This is a genomic window from Chitinimonas violaceus (genome assembly GCF_052601015.1).
In genome coordinates, this window is sequence record NZ_JBQXDJ010000022.1 from 23,671 (window position 1) to 40,980 (window position 17,310).

At 54.2% G+C, this 17,310-nt stretch carries 17 protein-coding genes; 8 read left to right on the top strand and 9 right to left on the bottom strand.

Translation table 11 applies throughout. From position 1 onward, the window contains the following. Positions 1-345: 345 nt before the first annotated feature. Both ACUHMQ_RS09730 and ACUHMQ_RS09735 read right to left on the bottom strand, forming a co-directional pair. Entirely contained in the window at positions 346-1,146 is an 801-nt protein-coding gene (locus ACUHMQ_RS09730; protein ID WP_445295268.1) for a DUF3025 domain-containing protein, read from the bottom strand. A gap of 292 nt (positions 1,147-1,438) precedes the next feature. Beyond that, on the bottom strand, positions 1,439-2,455 hold the full coding sequence (locus ACUHMQ_RS09735; RefSeq protein WP_445295269.1) for a zinc-binding alcohol dehydrogenase family protein: 1,017 nt from the start codon (positions 2,453-2,455) through the stop codon (positions 1,439-1,441). A 233-nt stretch (positions 2,456-2,688) separates the two neighbouring features. Here ACUHMQ_RS09735 and ACUHMQ_RS09740 point away from each other — a divergent pair, with 233 nt between their 5' ends. After that, entirely contained in the window at positions 2,689-3,636 is a 948-nt protein-coding gene (locus tag ACUHMQ_RS09740; RefSeq protein WP_445295270.1) for a LysR family transcriptional regulator, read from the top strand. Between the two features lie 177 nt (positions 3,637-3,813). Further along, positions 3,814-4,248, top strand: coding sequence for a hypothetical protein (locus ACUHMQ_RS09745; RefSeq protein WP_445295271.1), 435 nt, complete (start codon positions 3,814-3,816; stop codon positions 4,246-4,248). 61 nt (positions 4,249-4,309) lie between these two features. Here the strand turns inward: ACUHMQ_RS09745 and tpx (ACUHMQ_RS09750) are convergent, their stop codons facing one another. The 7 genes from tpx (ACUHMQ_RS09750) to aroQ form a co-directional block, all read right to left on the bottom strand. Then, positions 4,310-4,810, bottom strand: coding sequence for a thiol peroxidase (gene tpx / locus ACUHMQ_RS09750; RefSeq protein ID WP_445295272.1), 501 nt, complete (start codon positions 4,808-4,810; stop codon positions 4,310-4,312). Between the two features lie 94 nt (positions 4,811-4,904). After that, entirely contained in the window at positions 4,905-5,423 is a 519-nt protein-coding gene (gene tpx, locus ACUHMQ_RS09755) for a thiol peroxidase (protein ID WP_445295273.1), read from the bottom strand. Between the two features lie 131 nt (positions 5,424-5,554). Then, positions 5,555-6,910, bottom strand: coding sequence for a DUF3426 domain-containing protein (locus ACUHMQ_RS09760; RefSeq protein WP_445295274.1), 1,356 nt, complete (start codon positions 6,908-6,910; stop codon positions 5,555-5,557). 39 nt (positions 6,911-6,949) lie between these two features. Further along, positions 6,950-7,834, bottom strand: a complete 885-nt coding sequence (gene prmA, locus ACUHMQ_RS09765) for a 50S ribosomal protein L11 methyltransferase (RefSeq protein WP_445295275.1) — start codon at positions 7,832-7,834, stop codon at positions 6,950-6,952. A 136-nt stretch (positions 7,835-7,970) separates the two neighbouring features. Beyond that, positions 7,971-9,320 carry an acetyl-CoA carboxylase biotin carboxylase subunit gene (accC, locus tag ACUHMQ_RS09770; protein ID WP_445295276.1) on the bottom strand — a complete coding sequence of 450 codons (1,350 nt, stop codon included), beginning with the start codon at positions 9,318-9,320 and terminating at the stop codon, positions 7,971-7,973. An 87-nt stretch (positions 9,321-9,407) separates the two neighbouring features. Beyond that, the gene (gene accB / locus ACUHMQ_RS09775; protein WP_445295277.1) at positions 9,408-9,875 is read right to left on the bottom strand and encodes an acetyl-CoA carboxylase biotin carboxyl carrier protein; all 468 of its coding nucleotides are present in this window, start codon (positions 9,873-9,875) and stop codon (positions 9,408-9,410) included. Positions 9,876-9,931: 56 nt separating this feature from the next. Next, a complete protein-coding gene (gene aroQ / locus ACUHMQ_RS09780; RefSeq protein ID WP_445295278.1) occupies positions 9,932-10,420 on the bottom strand; it encodes a type II 3-dehydroquinate dehydratase in 489 nt (162 codons plus the stop codon). Positions 10,421-10,634: 214 nt separating this feature from the next. Between aroQ and queA the strand changes: the two genes are divergently transcribed. From queA to secF, 6 genes are all read left to right on the top strand, one after another. After that, a complete protein-coding gene (queA, locus tag ACUHMQ_RS09785; RefSeq protein ID WP_445295279.1) occupies positions 10,635-11,651 on the top strand; it encodes a tRNA preQ1(34) S-adenosylmethionine ribosyltransferase-isomerase QueA in 1,017 nt (338 codons plus the stop codon). A 53-nt stretch (positions 11,652-11,704) separates the two neighbouring features. Continuing rightward, positions 11,705-12,493: a metallophosphoesterase gene (locus tag ACUHMQ_RS09790; protein WP_445295280.1), complete on the top strand. Its 789-nt coding sequence runs from the start codon at positions 11,705-11,707 to the stop codon at positions 12,491-12,493. A gap of 63 nt (positions 12,494-12,556) precedes the next feature. Continuing rightward, positions 12,557-13,684 (top strand): tRNA guanosine(34) transglycosylase Tgt, encoded by a 1,128-nt coding sequence (gene tgt / locus ACUHMQ_RS09795; protein WP_445295281.1) that lies wholly within the window; start codon positions 12,557-12,559, stop codon positions 13,682-13,684. Positions 13,685-14,048: 364 nt separating this feature from the next. Beyond that, positions 14,049-14,372, top strand: a complete 324-nt coding sequence (gene yajC, locus ACUHMQ_RS09800) for a preprotein translocase subunit YajC (RefSeq protein ID WP_445295282.1) — start codon at positions 14,049-14,051, stop codon at positions 14,370-14,372. Between the two features lie 72 nt (positions 14,373-14,444). Continuing rightward, a complete protein-coding gene (secD, locus tag ACUHMQ_RS09805; protein ID WP_445295283.1) occupies positions 14,445-16,268 on the top strand; it encodes a protein translocase subunit SecD in 1,824 nt (607 codons plus the stop codon). An 18-nt stretch (positions 16,269-16,286) separates the two neighbouring features. Beyond that, positions 16,287-17,234, top strand: coding sequence for a protein translocase subunit SecF (secF, locus tag ACUHMQ_RS09810; RefSeq protein ID WP_445295306.1), 948 nt, complete (start codon positions 16,287-16,289; stop codon positions 17,232-17,234). Positions 17,235-17,310 lie beyond the last annotated feature (76 nt).

Genomic DNA, 17,310 nt, shown 5'->3' on the forward strand with positions numbered 1-17,310 from the left:
AACAAACGCTAACCGATTTGGTTGACCGGCTCCCGTTTTGCAGGAACCGCTTGCGGGGGGCGCAAGGGTATGACTTTGCCCGGTTTGGCCGCAGTTGTGGCGGGTTTTCGTCGTGCCATGGTCATAGGGCTGAACATATCTTCTCTCCTGTTTATCGTTTATTTGGGTTTTACGGCGGTAATTAACACACGCCAACGTTTCCCCGAAATGAACGGGTTTCGGAAACCTTTGTGTGCCGATAGTACCCAATGACGGCTAACTATGGACAGGGTGAAAGATAAGGCGTCAGTTTGATCGTGACGAGGGCCTTGCGACGAAATGCTGTTTGCAGGTGCGGGATGGCTGTTAGGACGGATGAGCGATCTGCCGCGGTGGACGAAAGTGTCGTGTATTGGCGTAGAACGCTGCGTCTTGTACGGGCCACCAGCCTGGAATGCCGAGCACAGGCAACGGCGGTAGGGAGCGTGGGTCGCGCAATTGTCCGGTATCGATGCGTATCGCCAGTTCGCTATCGAGCGCTGCCAATTGTTGGGCCAGCGGTAAACCGAACCAGCCGGTTTCCACTTTAATGATGATGACCTTGGCAACGATACCGATGAAGGGGGCCAGACCTTTTTCCTGTAAAGCATGGCCAAAACAATAGGCGGCTAATTGCTGGCCCCAAGCCGTACGCTGAGTTTGGAACAGGGTTATCCAGTCGTGGGAATGCAAGGCTTTGGCGAGTTCTGGGTCGGCACAGGCCAATACAAGCCCGGATTCATCAAATAAGGTGGCGGCATCGCGTGTCCGGTTACGCTGCCCTGTACGTTCTCGTGCCATTTCGCGCAGGTGAAGGGCATTCAATGCAGCCTTGGCTTGCGGCCAAGCCAGCCAGCATAGTGCGTTGAAACAGTCGTGCCAGTTATCGGGTCGCGTAGCAACTTGCCCGCTGTGCGCAATACGTAACTCGTAAGCCTGCTCGTCCAGTTGGTCTGGTGGAGTAAAGCGTAGGGTCTGGCCGGATTGAGTAACCGGTAACAGATCCACCGGTATGCCTGCCCATGCTTCAGCCGTTGGGAACTGTTGCCAGCCGAGTTTGTGCAACGTAGGCAGCAGTGGCGTAAACCAAGGGGAGTGGTGCAGTAAGTAGTTGGGCCAGGGCAGCATGGAAGAATGCAGGAAAAGTCTGGCACTATTTTAGCGGCAAGCGGTTACACCGTGGTTCGCGCCTTGTACCTATAGGACCAAGGCGCGTACACAGAGAAGTTAGAACCCGTCAACCATCTGTAGCGAACAGCTGTACTCAGGGTTGATCCGCTATTCGCGACAGATCGTAAACAGGTACTTAGAGTCGCTAACAAAACCCAGCGAAGCGATTCCGGCTAGGCGCACAAGCGTAGGCAGTACGTAGGTACGGCAAGCTTGTGCAACAACGCCAGAAGGGTTTTGTTAGCGGCTCTTAGAATCCCGCCAGTACCAACTTCCCAATCACTCGCCCCTCTTCAAGCAATGCATGGGCTTTCTTCAGATTGCTTGCATTGATTGGGCCTAACACCTCTCCCAACGTAGTTTTCAGTGTGCCGGCATCGATCAGTTTCGCTACTTCGGTTAGCAATTTGTGCTGCTCCACCATATCGGCTGTCTTAAACATGGCGCGGGTGAACATCAGCTCCCAGTGAAAACTGGCGCTTTTGGCTTTGAGGATACCAAGGCTCTGTGGTTGCAGGGTTTCGACGATCGAGACGATTTTGCCTTGTGGTGCGATCAGGGCAGCCATGGCTGTGAAGTAGGCATCGGTATCGCTGGCGCAGAATATGTAGTCGAATTCCTTGTAACCATGGGCCTGTGCGTCAGCTTGCAACGCTGCCCCGTGGTTGATGACGGTATCGGCACCCAGTTCCCGGCACCATTGGATGGATTCGGCACGCGACGCTGTGGCGATGACGGTGAGTCCGGCGAGTTTTGCCAGTTGGATGGCGATAGAACCGACACCGCCAGCGCCGCCAATAATCAAAAGCGTTTTGCCCTTTGCGCTGCCGTCACGCTTGATGGCGAGGCGTTCGAACAGTGATTCCCATGCGGTGATCGCGGTAAGTGGCAAAGCTGCAGCCTGAGTTGGGCTGAGCGTGCGCGGTGCAAGGCCGACGATACGCTCATCCACCAGCTGGAACTCAGCATTGCTACCTTGGCGGGTGATGTCGCCAGCGTAATAGACTCTGTCGCCGGGTTTGAACATGCTGACAGCGTCACCCACGGCTTCTACAACGCCTGTGGCATCCCAACCCAGGATACGCGGGGTAGCCTCGACAGTAGCCTTGGGTGCACGCACTTTGAAGTCGACCGGGTTGACGGCGATGGCTTCAATGCGGACCAGCAGGTCATGGCCGGTTGGTGCGGCTGGTTTGGGCAGGTCGTAGTCGAGCAGCGATTCCGGGTGGCTGATCGGAAGATATTGGGTCAGAGCAACAGCTTTCATGAGGCTTCTCCGGGTTGTTGGAACCTGTTTAGCGTTGGCTACGTGCCAGTAGAAAGACGTTAAAAACGCGCTCGGAACGCGTATTTACCACTTGTAAACTTCGCTTCCTCGATTGTTTCCGTTTTATCTAGCCCTGGTTTGCGAGACATCAAACAGATTTCTGGATAGGTGAACGCAGTGTGTACCAATGATGGATATGGATAAATCCAGTTTTTGGAATATGATTGTTGCCAATGGAAAACAATCGAATCCTGCCTGATGAGCTGGCGGCAATGGCGATCTTCGCGACCGTTGTGGAAGCGGGCAGTCTGACCCTGGCTGCGGAGCGTCTTGAACTATCCAAATCGGCTGTGAGTAAGAGCCTGGCATGGTTAGAAGGCAAGCTTGCCGCGCGATTGTTGCAGCGTACTACCCGACGCCAATCGCTTACCGAAGTAGGGCAAGCCTATTTCGAGCATTGCCGTCGTATGCTCGCCGAGGCAGCGGAAGCGCGCCAGGCGGTCGATCGCCTGCATGCCGAGCCTGTAGGGGTGTTGCGTGTGTCCGCGCCGGTGAGTTTTGGCAGCCAGCATGTTGCGCCATTGCTACCCGAGTTGCTTGCCCGCTACCCGGCTTTGCAAATCGACCTGGTATTGAACGACCACTTGGTTGATCTTGCCGAGGAAGGGTTTGACCTGGCGGTACGGGTAAGTGACCAACCCGCGGACTTACTAGTAGCCCGTACGTTGGCGCCAATACGTTGGGTGATTTGTGCAAGCCCAACCTACTTGGCGCGTTACGGTACACCTGAGCGGCCGCAAGACCTTAGCGTGCATGCCTGTCTGACTTACCCTTTACTGACCCCAAGCGGCGTATGGCCTTTTATGCATGATGGCCAGCGGATCGTGATGCCAGTGCAAGGGCCATTGCGTACCAATAGCAGTGTTGCATTGATGGCAGCTTGCGTAGGGGGAGCGGGGTTGACGCGTTTACCGACTTTCAGCTGCGGAAATCTGCTCGCAAGCGGTGAATTGGTGGCGGTGCTACAAGACTATGCTGTCCCACCCCAGACCGCGACAGCGGTCTATTTACCGAACCGGTATCAGTCTCCCAAACTGCGGGCATTCATTGATTTTATGCGTGAACGCATGGGTGCAGGTCAAACAACACCTTCCTGGGATGCTTGGTTAACGGCGAAGTGAGAACCTGTTTATGATCCTACTGCGCAGCTGTGATCAGGGCTTATGTGCTGCTCGAAATCCTCATGTCCAAAAGTACACTCCGGTTTCTGCGCTGCACCCTGCTGACAGCTGCTCGCTACAGATCGTGAGCAGGTTCTAAGTGTGGGAATAATTCTTTCATTGGAACAGTAAAGATTTATGGAAGACACTTCAGTGAATGAAATAGATATTCCAAAACTGATCAAGTTACATCGGCTAGCCGTTTGGGTTGCGATAGCTAGCTTTATTAGTATGTGCACGCACATTTATGCCAGTTTGGCGGTGCTGCCATTTCAACTCTACTGTGCTGTGCGAATAAGCCGAGCGATAAAACTGAGGTGGTGGGTACAGGTTGTGTATGTTCTTCTGATGTTGATTCCTTTTGTAAGTACATTGGCTGTACTGTCACTCAGCAATAAAGCCGGCAAGTTATTGAAACGTGAGGGAATCCCAATTGGCCCTATGGGCTTCAAGGTTGGAAAGGAGGATACGGTGAACTATTCCATGGAATTACTACGGGCAGCAGATGCTAAAGACTCGAATAAGGGAGCTGAAGTCCTCGAAGAGGAGCTTAAAAGCCGTAGACAAGATTAATTAAATCTTTGACGGGCAGTAAAAAGCCGCCAATTTGGCGGCTTTTTACTGGACTAACGACTTACTTCAATACAGCGATAGCGGCATCGTAGTTGGGTTCATCCTTGATCTCGGCAACCAATTCGCTGTGGATAACCTTATTGGCTTCATCCAACACGACAACTGCACGAGCGGTGACACCAGCCAATGGGCCGCCTGTGATCTCAACACCATAGTTGCGGATAAAGTCGCGGCCACGCATGGTCGATAAAGTCACAACGTTCGATAGACCTTCCGCACCGCAGAAACGTTTCTGGGCGAAAGGCAGGTCGGCGGAAATGCACAACACCACCGTATTGTTCAGCTTGTCGGCCTGAGCATTGAATTTACGGGTCGAGGTGGCGCAGGTGGGCGTGTCGATACTTGGGAAGATATTCAATACCTTGCGTTTGCCGGCATAGTTTTCCAGCGTGACATCGCCGAGGTCGGCATTGACCAAAGTAAAGGCGGGCGCAGTGCTGCCTACGGTAGGGAAAGTGCCATTTACGGGGACTGGGTTGCCGCCAAGGGTAACGGTGGACATTGCATGCTCCAATTTCAGGGGTTAAAAAACACCAATCCCGCGTGCGCGGGAATGGTGTTGGGTACTATTACTGCTGTTCGAAGCAGGTAGCTGATCAGCTTGCTGCGGCTGCCGCCAACATCGCTTCGGCCAGTTTCTCGTAATTAGGTTCAGAGTTCACATCCATAACCAGTTCGGCATACAGGACGTTGTCGTCTACATCGAGACCAAAGAGCGCAGTCGCCATCATGCCTGATAAAGGAACATCGGTGATCATCACACCGTAGTCCTTATGGAAATCCCTCCCCCGCATGGTGGAGAGCAGCTGTACCTTGCGCATACCTTCGGTAGCGACGATACGGCCCAGTGCATAAGGCGTATCGATGGATACGACAAAGCATTTGGCATTGGGGAAACCATCTGCAATGGCTTCGAGGCGGCGGGCTATCTTCAGGCCAATTTCTGCGTCCACGCTTGGCACCACGGCGATGACTTTGCGTCGTCCGATGAATTTGGCCAGTGGCACATCGGCCAGGTTGGTGTCAACCAGCATAAAGCTCGGCGCATTATCGCCGACGCGGGGAAAACGGCCACCTACACCAAGGGGTTCGCCGTTCAGTAGCACAGTGGCCATGTCTTGTGTCCTCCGGTTAATCGCCTCTGCAGTATTGACAGCGATAGCGCTGAAAGCAAGGTGTGGGCTTGTCCGGCGAGGTACTGATTAATGAGGTTTGTGACAAGACGAAGGTTCTATCACCGGTGGACTCAGTTCGATTTCGGATAGAACCAATAAAGTGAGTAACCGCTTGATTTCATAGCGCCCAGATCAAGCTGCAAGAAGACGCGCAGGTCTGCCCCAGCACCCAACGAGGCTGGCAATGGTGTGGGCTGGCCATCGGCTTGTGGGGCAATATATTGGTCCGGATTGAAAACCTTACGTGCCACGATGCGGTCGTTGTCATCCGTCAACGTCAATTCCAACAATGGTAATGCCTGGGCAAAGTGGGCTTGGTTGCGCAGGGTGGCATTCAGTTGAATCAGGCTTGAATGATCGGGCACATAGGTCAGCTCGTTCCATTCAGTACGCAGTAGTTCTGCCCGGGCGGGAAGTTGCAATGTGCAGCCTACTTGCGCACAAAACCGTTCCAGTTTTGGCTCGATGCCCGGTAGTTGGATGGCAATTTCAGTACGGTAGCGCAGCGTGAGCTGGCCGAGCAACAGGATGAGAGCCAACAGGGCAGGGATACTCCACAACCAACGCCATGGAGATGGGGCGGTGGGGACACGCAGCAATGCCTCATCTTCGGCAGTGAGGATAGGCCGGTAATTCGGTGGGGAGGGCGGTTCTGAACGCCCATGGGGTGTAACCACCGATGCTGGTGTGGCGATCAAGGTAGGCGCCAAGGCTGCAGCCAGCCGGGCCTCGGTTTCCTCATTCACATGCTGTGTCCAGCGCGCAAAGGCTTCAGGCGATATGTCATCGTCTGTACCGACAGCAGTGATTTCTATCGTCTGGGTTTCCTGCTCTTCGGGGTTTGCCGCATCCTTTGCTGGTGCTGGTGCTGGTGCTGGTGCTGGTGCTGGTGCTGGTGCTGGTGCTGGTGCTGGTGCTGGTGCTGGTGCTGGTGCTGGTGCTGGTGCAGAAATCGCGGCCGGTGTGGTGTCAAGATCAAGCGATGGGAAGCTGAGGCTGGGCTCCCGCCTGCTGCTTCCATGTGTGGTCTGAGCAACCGGGCATGGCGTTGCAACAGGTGTATTTGACGCCTGCTTTAGAGGCGCATGGTGTGATGGTGCACGCTCTTCTACGTCAGCAGAATGAGCGGCTTTATGCGAGCCGGTTACATCTTGCGTAACAAGGCCCACGTCCTTGGCATGAATCGCATCCTCGGTGTGGGGTGCCACAGGCTGCGGAACGATGGGGCTCGTCGTTTCGACAGGTTTGGGTGTGCCTGACGCTGGCGACTTGGCGGGTTCCTTGTGGGTATCGCCAACAAAATGCGTACGGGCATCAAAAACGAAGGCGCAGCGGCCACAGCGCACCTTGCCGTCGAAAGCGGACAGGTGCGTATCGGTAACGCGAAAACTGGTGCGACAGTTAGGACAACGCGTGACGTGGTACATGGCGGGGATTCTAGCGGGCCTCCGCTGGTGTGCAAGCGCTTACTTGCGCATGCCGGCAATACGTACCCAACCTTCTCGTTCTGCGGATACGTTCAAAGTGAAATTTGGCGCATAGATAGCGATGATATCGTCCGCCTGCTCGGCCAGAATACCGGATAACACCAGACGACCACCTGGGCGGCAACGGCTGGCTAGCAACGGCATCAGCATCTTGAGCGGATTGGTCAGAATATTGGCGACAACAAGGTCATACACTCTTTCTGGCGCAGCATTAGGTAAGAAGAATTGCGCCTCCACATGGTTCTGCTCGGCATTTTGTTGGCTGGCAACCATGGCCTGGGTATCAATGTCCACGCCATGTACTTCACCGGCCCCTAGTAATTTGGCGGCGATAGCCAGAATGCCGGAACCACAGCCATAGTCGAGTACGCTTTCGCCGGTCTTTACCTCGGCGTCCAGCCATTGCAAGCATAGCCAAGTCGTAGGGTGGCTGCCGGTACCAAACGCCAGACCGGGGTCGAGCGCAATATTGATCGCATTGGCGGTTGGCTCATGCCAAGTAGGGGTGATCCATAACCGGTCGGATACCTGGATAGGGTCGAATTGTGACTGCGTCAGCCTTACCCAGTCCTGCTCCTCCACACGGTTGATGGTGTGGCGGGGTGGCGTGATGCCAACTACATTGGCAGCGCCCGTTACCATGAGTTCCGCATTGCTATGTTCTTCTAACAGCGCAACCACGACGCTTTCATCCCAGAGCTGTTCGAGTGGCATGCCTGGTTCGCCAAAGATGGGTTTTTCCATTTCGGTGCCGGCAGCGGCATCTTCGATGCTGACGCTCAGCGCGCCAAGGTCGAACAAAGCATCCGACAGGGCTTCAGCGTGTGTGGAATTAGCGTGAATACGCAGTTCTTGCCATGGCATGGCGGACTCCGGAAGAAAAAACAATGGCCGGGTTGAACTTCAACCCGGCCGGTGCGGATTTTACCACTCAAGCGCACTATCGACAGAACCGCTTAAGCGGATCAATTGAAACGTAGTACCTGATGGGGCTGGCATCCTAGCCTTTGGACTCGGCCAACAGGTGCTCCAGGTAATGAATGGACGTGCCACCTTTGATAAAGCCCTTATCGTTGAACAGCACCTGATGCAGCGGGATGTTGGTTTTGATGCCTTCAATCGCCATTTCCGACAATGCAATCCGCATCCGCGCCATGGCTTGTTCGCGGGTATCGCCAAACGCAATCACCTTGCCCACCATCGAGTCATAGTTCGGCGGCACGGTATAGCCCTGGTAGATATGCGAATCAACACGAATGCCCGGGCCGCCGGGGGGATGGTAAGTCGCTATCTTGCCCGGACTGGGGATGAACTTGAACGGGTCTTCGGCATTGACCCGGCATTCCATTGCATGCCCCTTCAGGATGATGTCCTTTTGTACGAAGCGCAGTTTCTCGCCCGCAGCAATGCGGATTTGCTCCTGCACAATGTCGATGCCGGTAATCTGTTCCGTGACAGGGTGTTCCACCTGCACGCGGGTGTTCATTTCAATGAAGTAGAACTCACCGTTCTCGAACAGGAATTCGAAGGTACCAGCCCCTCTGTAACCGATACGGCGGCATGCTTCGGCGCATGCTTCGCCCACTTTCTTGCGCTGTTTTTCGGTAATGCCAGGTGCAGGGGCTTCCTCGATGACTTTTTGGTGGCGACGCTGCATTGAGCAGTCACGCTCACCGAGGTAGATGGCGTTACCGTACTCGTCGGCAAGTACCTGAATTTCGATATGGCGTGGGTTCTCCAGGAACTTTTCCATATACACCGTGGGGTTGCCAAAGGCAGCGCCAGCTTCGGTGCGAGTCATTTCCACCGCTTTTATCAGATCTTCCTCGGCGCGTACAACCCGCATACCACGGCCACCGCCACCACCGGCCGCCTTGATGATGACAGGGTAGCCTACCTTACGGCCGATCTTGAGCATTTCGTCAGTGTCGTCCGGCAGTGCACCATCCGAACCGGGTACACAGGGCACGCCTGCGGCTTTCATGGCGTCTTTGGCGGAAACTTTGTCGCCCATCAGACGGATCGAATCGGGACGTGGTCCGATAAAGACGAACCCAGACTGTTCCACCCGCTCGGCAAAGTCTGCGTTTTCGCTCAAAAAGCCGTAGCCAGGATGTATGGCTTGTGCATCGGTGACTTCTGCTGCAGCGATGATGGCAGGAATGTTCAGGTAGGACTGTGTGCTGGGAGCGGGGCCGATACAAACCGATTCATCAGCCAGTTTTACATACTTGGCTTCACGGTCGACTTCGGAATGCACCACGACTGTCTTGATGCCCATTTCGCGGCATGCGCGCTGGATGCGCAATGCGATTTCACCACGATTGGCGATTAGGATTTTTTCAAACATGGATCACTCCGTGAGGGGTGAGGAGCACGGGATGAAGCGGGCGTGCAAGAACGCCTTATCTGCTCCAACGCGCATACCTCACAGAATTCAACCAATCACAAACAATGGTTCGCCATATTCAACTGGTGTGCCATTTTCGACTAGAACGGCCTTGATGACACCAGACGTCTCAGCCTCGATTTCGTTCAAGAGTTTCATGGCTTCGATGATACATAGCGTATCACCGGCGTTAACTTGCTGACCTACTTCTGCAAACGGTTTTGCACCCGGGCTGGCTGAACGGTAGAAAGTACCAACCATGGGGGACTTCACGGGCGTGCCTTCCGGCAACCCGCTGGCTACAGGCGTGGCGCCAGTGCCGGTGGTGGCTGGAGCTGCAGTTTGGGCGGAAGGGGCGATGAAATGCTGGGCGGGCGGGGACGCAAACATGATTGGTTGCGTATTTTGATTGACGCGGGTGATGCGTACTTTCTCTTCACCTTCAGTTACTTCGATTTCGGCAATACCGGACTCTTCTACGAGGTCGATTAACTTTTTGAGCTTGCGTAAATCCATGCCCATTCCCTTAAGTAATTTTGTATTGGTACGTATGCCCAGCCCCCTGAACGAGTTCAGGTTGACTGATTACGCTTGAGATAGTCAATTGCGTGTTCAAGGGCATAGCTGTAGCCAGCTGGACCCAAGCCACAGATAACGCCCACTGCAAGGTCCGAAAAGTAGGAGTGATGCCGGAAAGACTCGCGTGCGTGGACGTTGGAGAGATGGACTTCGATAAAGGGCAACTTTACGGCTGCAAAAGCATCGCGCAGGGCAATGCTGGTGTGTGTGAAGGCGGCTGGGTTGATGATGATAAAAGCAGTTCCATCATCAAAGGCTGTATGCACACGCTCTATCAGGGTTGCTTCGCTATTGCTCTGGAGTGTTGTACAGGCGTAACCCGCGGCAGCCGCCTCATTGCAAAGGCGGTTGTTGATGCTGTCCAGCGTTTCGGCGCCGTAATACTGTGGTTCACGTCGCCCAAGCATATTCAGGTTTGGGCCGTGCAGTATCAGGATGGTGCTTTTCTGTCCAGCCAAATTGTGCAGGTTCGGCTTCGTCATGGCCGCGAGTTTGCCGCAGATGGCTGCACGTTGTCTATTATTCGCCGAAAATTAGGTCAAGCAATTGCTCGAAATTTGTTGCTTCGATAGGCAGGATCTCAGGTTCCGCGCGGTTTTTGGCATTTATGGTGCCATTGTTCTAATGGCCGCGGGTTGATGAGAGGTGCTGATATAATGTCGCCTTTTCCCTGCAGTTCGCTTCTTTTTCCTCTAAATGCAGCTTTCCGATTTCGATTACGACTTGCCAGAGCGATTGATTGCTCAGTTCCCACCCGCCACGCGTGGTGCTAGCCGCCTGCTGCATCTACCGGTTCCGACGGGTTTATACGATAGGCAATTTTCCGATTTGCCGCAGTTACTACGCGCAGGGGATCTGCTGGTACTGAATGATACCCGGGTGATCAAAGCGCGCCTGTATGGTCATAAAGACAGTGGTGGTCAGATTGAAGCGATGGTTGAGCGTGTCACGGGACAGTACGAAGTACTGGCTATGATACGTGCCAGCAAGTCGCCCAAACCTGGCACATGGCTGGTATTTGGTGGCCAGTGGCGTGCGCAGATGGTGGCGCGACAGGGAGAATTCTTCCAACTGCGTTTTGAACAGCCTGCGTTGGGTGTATTGGAAGCTGCAGGTCAGTTGCCATTACCACCTTATATTGAACATCAGCCAGATAGCGCAGATGCAGAGCGCTATCAGACCGTCTTCGCACGTGAGCCCGGTGCTGTGGCTGCGCCCACGGCTGGTTTGCATTTTACGAAAGACATGTTGGCGACACTAGCCCAGGCTGGCGTGGCGCATGCAAGATTGACGTTGCATGTGGGAGCCGGCACTTTTCAGCCGGTGAGGGTGGAGAATCTGGCAGAACACCGTATGCACCACGAGCGCTATGTAATTCCTGAGGAGACGCTGTCGGCTATCGCGGCCACCCGTGCTCGTGGCGGACGTGTCATCGCGGTGGGGACGACCAGCTTGCGGGCCTTGGAAGCAGCCTGCAGAGGGGGTGACTTTGCTGAGCCTGAGGGGGATACGGACATCTTTATTACTCCCGGTTATTGTTTCCGTGCAGTTGACGCCTTAATCACGAATTTCCATTTGCCCAAATCGACGTTGCTGATGCTGGTGTCAGCCTTTATGGGTTATGAGCGTATGCGAGCTGCTTACGCGCACGCAATTGAGGCCGAGTATCGTTTTTTCAGCTATGGCGATGCGATGCTGTTGGAACGGATTTAAGATGATAATCGTCGTCTGCCTGCCATAATTTGCCTATGTCCGAGCCAAGTACGATGCCTCCGCGCATCGCTTTTCTGCCGCGTAATGAGGAAGGTCGCGATTTTATCGTCGGCGATCTTCATGGCTGCCGGCGGGACTTGGATATTCTGCTGATATCGGTTGGATTCGATCCACGTCGTGGAGACAGGTTGTTTTCCTGCGGTGACTTGGTCGACCGTGGTCCAGATGCTATGGGATGTTTGAATCTGCTGCGTCAGCCCTGGTTTTACGCGGTGCTTGGCAACCACGAACAGATGCTGCTGAATGCCATGGATGGCGATGATGATGCGATCGCGTTATCAGTGGCCAATGGAGGTGGATGGGCGCTGGGCCGTATCTTAAAAAAGGACCCAGCCTTGTTTGCCGCGGCGCAGGTATTGCGTCGTTTGCCACATGTCCTGGTGGTGGGGCCAGGCACACTGGAGCGATTCAATGTGGTGCATGCCGCGCTGCTTGAATCGCCTACGGGTAAAAAGCTATATAGAGACGCCGATTTGGATGCGCGGCTTGCGGATGCCGATAACAAAGTCGTAGAGCGTCTTATCTGGAGCCGTACCCTGGCCGATGAGGCTGCCGGGGCGGTAATGGCCAAGGAGCCGGCCAGCTGGATGAATGGTTTGTCGATTACCTATTGCGGCCACAGTCCTGTGCCGCATCCTATTATTTTCCACTCGCATTGCCATCTTGATACCGGAGCGGGTTACGAGGGCAATGTTTATGTAGGGCGGCTTGATAGTGGTGCGCGGATGCGCCTTACCCTCGCCGAGCACCGGGGCAACGAGCCCGTTTTCTATACCCGTTGAATCCTATTTTCTTAACCCAATTGCGCGCCGGACTGTGTATCCGGTTGCGCCAGGAGTCTTGTTATGCCGGAAAACGGCTTGAAGTTCACGCTTAAAACCACCAGTCATGGTGCTCGTCGCGGTAGTGTGGAGTTAAACCATGGTGTGGTGGAAACCCCTGTATTCATGCCGGTAGGTACGTATGGCACGGTCAAAGCCATGTCTCCGCTGGAACTGAATGAAATCGGCGCCCAGATCGTCCTGGGGAATACTTTCCATCTTTGGCTCCGGCCGGGCTTGGAAGTGATCGATGCCCATGGTGGGCTGCATAAGTTTATGGGGTGGGATAAGCCGATCCTGACAGACTCAGGTGGCTTTCAGGTTTTCAGCCTGGGTGCGCTGCGTAAGATTACTGAGGATGGCGTGAAGTTTTCTTCCCCGGTCAATGGCGACAAGCTGTTCCTGACGCCTGAAATCTCGATGCAGATACAAAAGAGCCTTAATTCCGACATAGTCATGATTTTCGATGAGTGCACACCTTATCCGGCAGACGAAAAGACAGCGGCGGCATCCATGCGTATGTCAGCCCGCTGGGCGCGTCGTTCCAAGGATGAGTTTGCGCGGTTGGAGAACCCCAATGCGTTATTTGGTATTGTTCAGGGCGGTATGCATGAACGCCTGCGTGACGAAAGCCTTGCTGGTTTGCAGGATATCGGTTTTCACGGTTACGCGATTGGCGGCCTAAGCGTAGGTGAGCCGAAGGAAGAGTTCACGCGTGTCCTGGCTTATACCGCACCTAAGCTACCTGTAGATAAGCCACGTTATCTGATGGGGGTGGGTACGCCGGAAGATCTTGTTTACGGTGTAAGCCAAGGTGTGGACATGTTCGATTGCGTGATGCCAACGCGTAACGCCCGAAATGGGTGGCTGTTTACCCGCTTTGGTGACGTCAAGATCAAGAACGCCCGTTTCAAGAATGATGTACGGCCATTGGATGAAAGCTGTGCGTGTTACGCTTGCCAGAATTTCAGCAGGGCTTATTTGCATCACCTTTTCCGGACCGGAGAGATTCTTGGGGCTCGGCTCAATACTATTCACAACCTTTATTACTACCAATGGTTGATGGCAGGTATGCGCGCCGCGATCGAAGCCGATACGTTTGACGAGTTCGTGTCGCGGTTCCATGCAGAGCGTGGTCGTGGTATCGAATAAGCACTGTGGTTTTATATGTTGGCCGACTGAATATGGTTGAACCAACGTGAAATCTGGTGTTCAAACGCCTTTGACAATCTAATGCTGGCTGGCGGCAGTTCGCGGTGTTGATGCCATCGTTGCCTATGGCAAATACCGATGGGTGGATTTTGCCCACCGGCACGGCTAGAATGCCCCGCCTGTTTTCCAAGAAATGATTCGCGATCTGTTGCGACCAATTGCCAACAGGGTGAAGCGCTGGAATCGGTGTGTACTGCCGAGTACACATGGGTTTTGAGTTGCGTATGAATCCTGGTTGCCATTGTGTAGCAATGGTTGTGAGCAGCTTCTTTTAAATATGTAGTTCTGTTTACTGAGACTTTTTATGCTGATCACCCCCGCTTACGCCGCCCCCGCTCAACCGGCTGGCTTTGAGCTGATGTCCTTCGTGCCGATGATTATCATCTTCGTGCTGTTCTATTTCCTGCTGATTCGTCCGCAGCAAAAGCGCATGAAGGAGCAAAAAGCCATGATCGACGCCATTGCCAAGGGCGATGAAGTAGTAACCAATGGCGGGGTACTGGGTCGGGTCGTCAAGGCCAGCGAACAATACCTCACCGTGGAAGTCGCAGACGGGGTGGAGATGGTCGTACAGCGTGTCGCTATTGCGAACAAGCTGGAAAAAGGTACCCTGAAGGCGCAGCGTTAAGTTATCCACGGGCAGCTATCCGGTTGCCCGTTTCTTCTTTGGCTTTGCGGCCGCACAGTCTGTTTCTCGCCTATGAATCGATATCCTGTTTGGAAATACCTGATCATCCTGGCTGCCGTAGCGCTGGGCCTGGTCTATTCCGTGCCTAACCTCTATGGCGAAAGCCCCGCGGTGCAGATTTCCGGCGCGCGTTCGAGCATCAAGGTCGACAATGCCGTCATGGGTAAGGTCGAGCAGCTGTTGAGCAATGCAAAGCTGCAGCCGTCAGGTTTGTTCCTGGAGAACAACAGCCTCAAGGTGCGCTTCAAAGATGTGGATGTGCAGCTCAAGGCTAAGACCCTGATCCAGGAAAACATGGGTGAGAACTATGTAGTAGCGCTCAACCTGTTGTCGAATACACCGCATTGGCTGACATCGCTGGGCGCACACCCAATGTTCCTGGGGCTGGACCTGCGCGGCGGGGTTCATTTCTTGCTGGAAATCGATATGAAAGCCGCAGTGGATAAGGCTTTCGAGCGGATTGCCGGTGATGTGCGGCGGGAGTTGAAGGACAAAAAGATTCGTGCCGGTGCGATCAAGCGTGGCACTAATGGTGTGGAAGTGCAGTTGCGTGATGCAGAAACACTGCGCGCCGCACGTAGTGCCATCGAAAAAGCACTGCCTGTCGTTCAGATTACCGAGCAGTCGACCTCAGGTAATTTCAACCTCAAGTTGACGCTGACTGAAACAGAGCTGCTTCGTATCAAGACAGATGCCGTCAAACAGAACATCGCTACCCTGCATAACCGGGTGAATGAGCTGGGTACTACGGAACCCATCATCCAGCAGCAAGGGCTTGAACGTATCGTAGTGCAGTTGCCTGGTGTGCAGGACACAGCCCGTGCCAAGGATATTCTCGGTCGTACCGCTACCTTGGAAGTGCGTATGGTAGAGGATGACCAGTCCAAGTTGGCCGAGGCGCTCAATGGCAATGTGCCAGCGGGTTACGAGTTGATGGATGAGTTGGACCCGCGTGGTAACCGGCGGATTCTGGTAAAGCGTGAGGTTGAACTGACTGGCGAGAATATCAACGATGCCCAGGCAGGGTTTGACGACCATAACCAACCTGCGGTGCATATCAACCTCGATAGCGGGGGCGCGAATATCTTCCGTCAGCTGACTGCAGAGAATATTGGTAAGCGCATGGCCATGATCCTGGTCGAAAAGGGCAAAGGTCAGGTGGTGACTGCGCCAGTTATCCGTGGTGAGATTGGCGGTGGGCGTGTACAGATTTCCGGTGCGATGAGCACTGCGGATGCCAACGACACAGCGCTGCTTCTGCGCGCCGGTTCGTTGGCGGCGCCAATGGATATCGTAGAAGAACGCACTATCGGTCCAAGTCTGGGTAAAGAGAACATCGAGAAGGGTTTCAATTCCACCTTGTACGGCTTTGCCGCCATCGTGGTGTTCATGGTGATCTACTACCGAGTGTTTGGTGTGACGGCATCGGTTGCGCTGGCTGCCAACGTGCTGTTCCTGATTGCATTGCTGTCCATGCTGCAGGCCACACTGACCTTGCCGGGTATTGCAGCTATTGCGCTGACCTTGGGTATGGCTATTGACTCAAACGTGCTGATCAATGAACGGATTCGCGAAGAGGTGCGCAATGGCGCGCCGCCGCAGACGGCGATTAAAGCCGGTTACGAGCATGCCTGGGCAACCATTCTCGATTCAAACATCACTACGTTGATCGCCGGTGTGGCATTGCTGATCTTCGGTTCTGGCGCTGTCCGTGGTTTTGCCGTGGTGCATTGCCTTGGCATCCTCACTTCGATGTTCTCGGCCGTGGTGGTATCGCGCGGCCTGGTTAACCTGATCTACGGTTATCGCCGTAAAGTCAGCAAACTCGCCGTATAAGCCGGAAGAATCGCCATGTTGGAAATGTTCCATTTCAAAAAAGACATCCCGTTCATGAGCTACGGGAAGCTGACGACGACGATCTCGTTGCTCACCTTCCTCCTTGCCGTGTTCTTCCTGGTGTACAAGGGTCTGAACCTGAGTATTGAATTCACAGGCGGTACTGTGCTGGAAGTACGCTACAGCCGGCCTGCCGATCTGCTTGAAGTGCGCCATCAGGTTGAATCGTTGAATCTCAGCGGCAAGAACACCGAGATTGTTGTGCAGGCGTTGGGCACGAGCCGTGACATCATGATTCGTCTGCCCAATGTTTCGGGTACCAGCAGCGCTGCGCTCTCAGAGAAGGTCATGAACGAGTTGCGCAGGAGCGATGCGCAAGTCGAGCAGCGCAAAGTGGAGTACGTAGGCCCATCTGTTGGTGAGGAGCTAGTTACGCATGGTTTGACTGCGTTGGCGATAGTTTGCCTTGGCATCATCATTTACTTGGCTATTCGGTTCGAGTGGCGTTTTGCTGTTTCAGCCATCATCGCCAACTTGCATGACGTGGTGATCATCCTCGGTGTGTTTGCCTTCTTCCAGTGGGAGTTTTCGCTGACGGTACTGGCTGCTGTATTGGCAGTGCTTGGCTATTCGGTGAACGAATCGGTGGTGGTGTTCGACCGGATCCGTGAAAACTTCCGCAAAGCCGGTCTGCGCGGCAAGACAGTGCCAGAGGTAATCGACAACGCCATCACGGCCACCATGAGCCGTACGGTTATTACCCACGGTTCGACCGAAATGATGGTTCTGGCGATGCTGTTCTTCGGTGGCACTGCATTGCATGGTTTTGCCATGGCGCTGACCATCGGCATCGTGTTTGGTATCTATTCCTCAGTGTTGGTGGCCTCGCCACTGTTGCTGCTGTTTGGCGTGACGCGCGAGAACATGATCAAGCCGGTTAAAGTCAAAGAAGAAGCGGTCGTTTAAGAACAGGTTCTAAGTCACGAAGTATTGCTCTGCCACACTGCCCGAGCTTGGTGCATGTACGGTTTGTCGTACCTGT

What these genes read in the sequence shown, in the direction of transcription:
- ACUHMQ_RS09730 (WP_445295268.1), bottom strand. Translation starts at nt 1,146, where the DNA reads ATGCTGCCCTGGCCCAACTACTTACTGCACCACTCCCCTTGGTTTACG.
- queA (WP_445295279.1), top strand. Translation starts at nt 10,635, where the DNA reads ATGCAGCTTTCCGATTTCGATTACGACTTGCCAGAGCGATTGATTGCT.
- yajC (WP_445295282.1), top strand. Translation starts at nt 14,049, where the DNA reads ATGCTGATCACCCCCGCTTACGCCGCCCCCGCTCAACCGGCTGGCTTT.
- ACUHMQ_RS09735 (WP_445295269.1), bottom strand. Translation starts at nt 2,455, where the DNA reads ATGAAAGCTGTTGCTCTGACCCAATATCTTCCGATCAGCCACCCGGAA.
- aroQ (WP_445295278.1), bottom strand. Translation starts at nt 10,420, where the DNA reads ATGACGAAGCCGAACCTGCACAATTTGGCTGGACAGAAAAGCACCATC.
- accC (WP_445295276.1), bottom strand. Translation starts at nt 9,320, where the DNA reads ATGTTTGAAAAAATCCTAATCGCCAATCGTGGTGAAATCGCATTGCGC.
- ACUHMQ_RS09760 (WP_445295274.1), bottom strand. Translation starts at nt 6,910, where the DNA reads ATGTACCACGTCACGCGTTGTCCTAACTGTCGCACCAGTTTTCGCGTT.
- prmA (WP_445295275.1), bottom strand. Translation starts at nt 7,834, where the DNA reads ATGCCATGGCAAGAACTGCGTATTCACGCTAATTCCACACACGCTGAA.
- tgt (WP_445295281.1), top strand. Translation starts at nt 12,557, where the DNA reads ATGCCGGAAAACGGCTTGAAGTTCACGCTTAAAACCACCAGTCATGGT.
- tpx (WP_445295272.1), bottom strand. Translation starts at nt 4,810, where the DNA reads ATGTCCACCGTTACCCTTGGCGGCAACCCAGTCCCCGTAAATGGCACT.
- ACUHMQ_RS09790 (WP_445295280.1), top strand. Translation starts at nt 11,705, where the DNA reads ATGCCTCCGCGCATCGCTTTTCTGCCGCGTAATGAGGAAGGTCGCGAT.
- tpx (WP_445295273.1), bottom strand. Translation starts at nt 5,423, where the DNA reads ATGGCCACTGTGCTACTGAACGGCGAACCCCTTGGTGTAGGTGGCCGT.
- secD (WP_445295283.1), top strand. Translation starts at nt 14,445, where the DNA reads ATGAATCGATATCCTGTTTGGAAATACCTGATCATCCTGGCTGCCGTA.
- ACUHMQ_RS09745 (WP_445295271.1), top strand. Translation starts at nt 3,814, where the DNA reads ATGGAAGACACTTCAGTGAATGAAATAGATATTCCAAAACTGATCAAG.
- accB (WP_445295277.1), bottom strand. Translation starts at nt 9,875, where the DNA reads ATGGATTTACGCAAGCTCAAAAAGTTAATCGACCTCGTAGAAGAGTCC.
- ACUHMQ_RS09740 (WP_445295270.1), top strand. Translation starts at nt 2,689, where the DNA reads ATGGAAAACAATCGAATCCTGCCTGATGAGCTGGCGGCAATGGCGATC.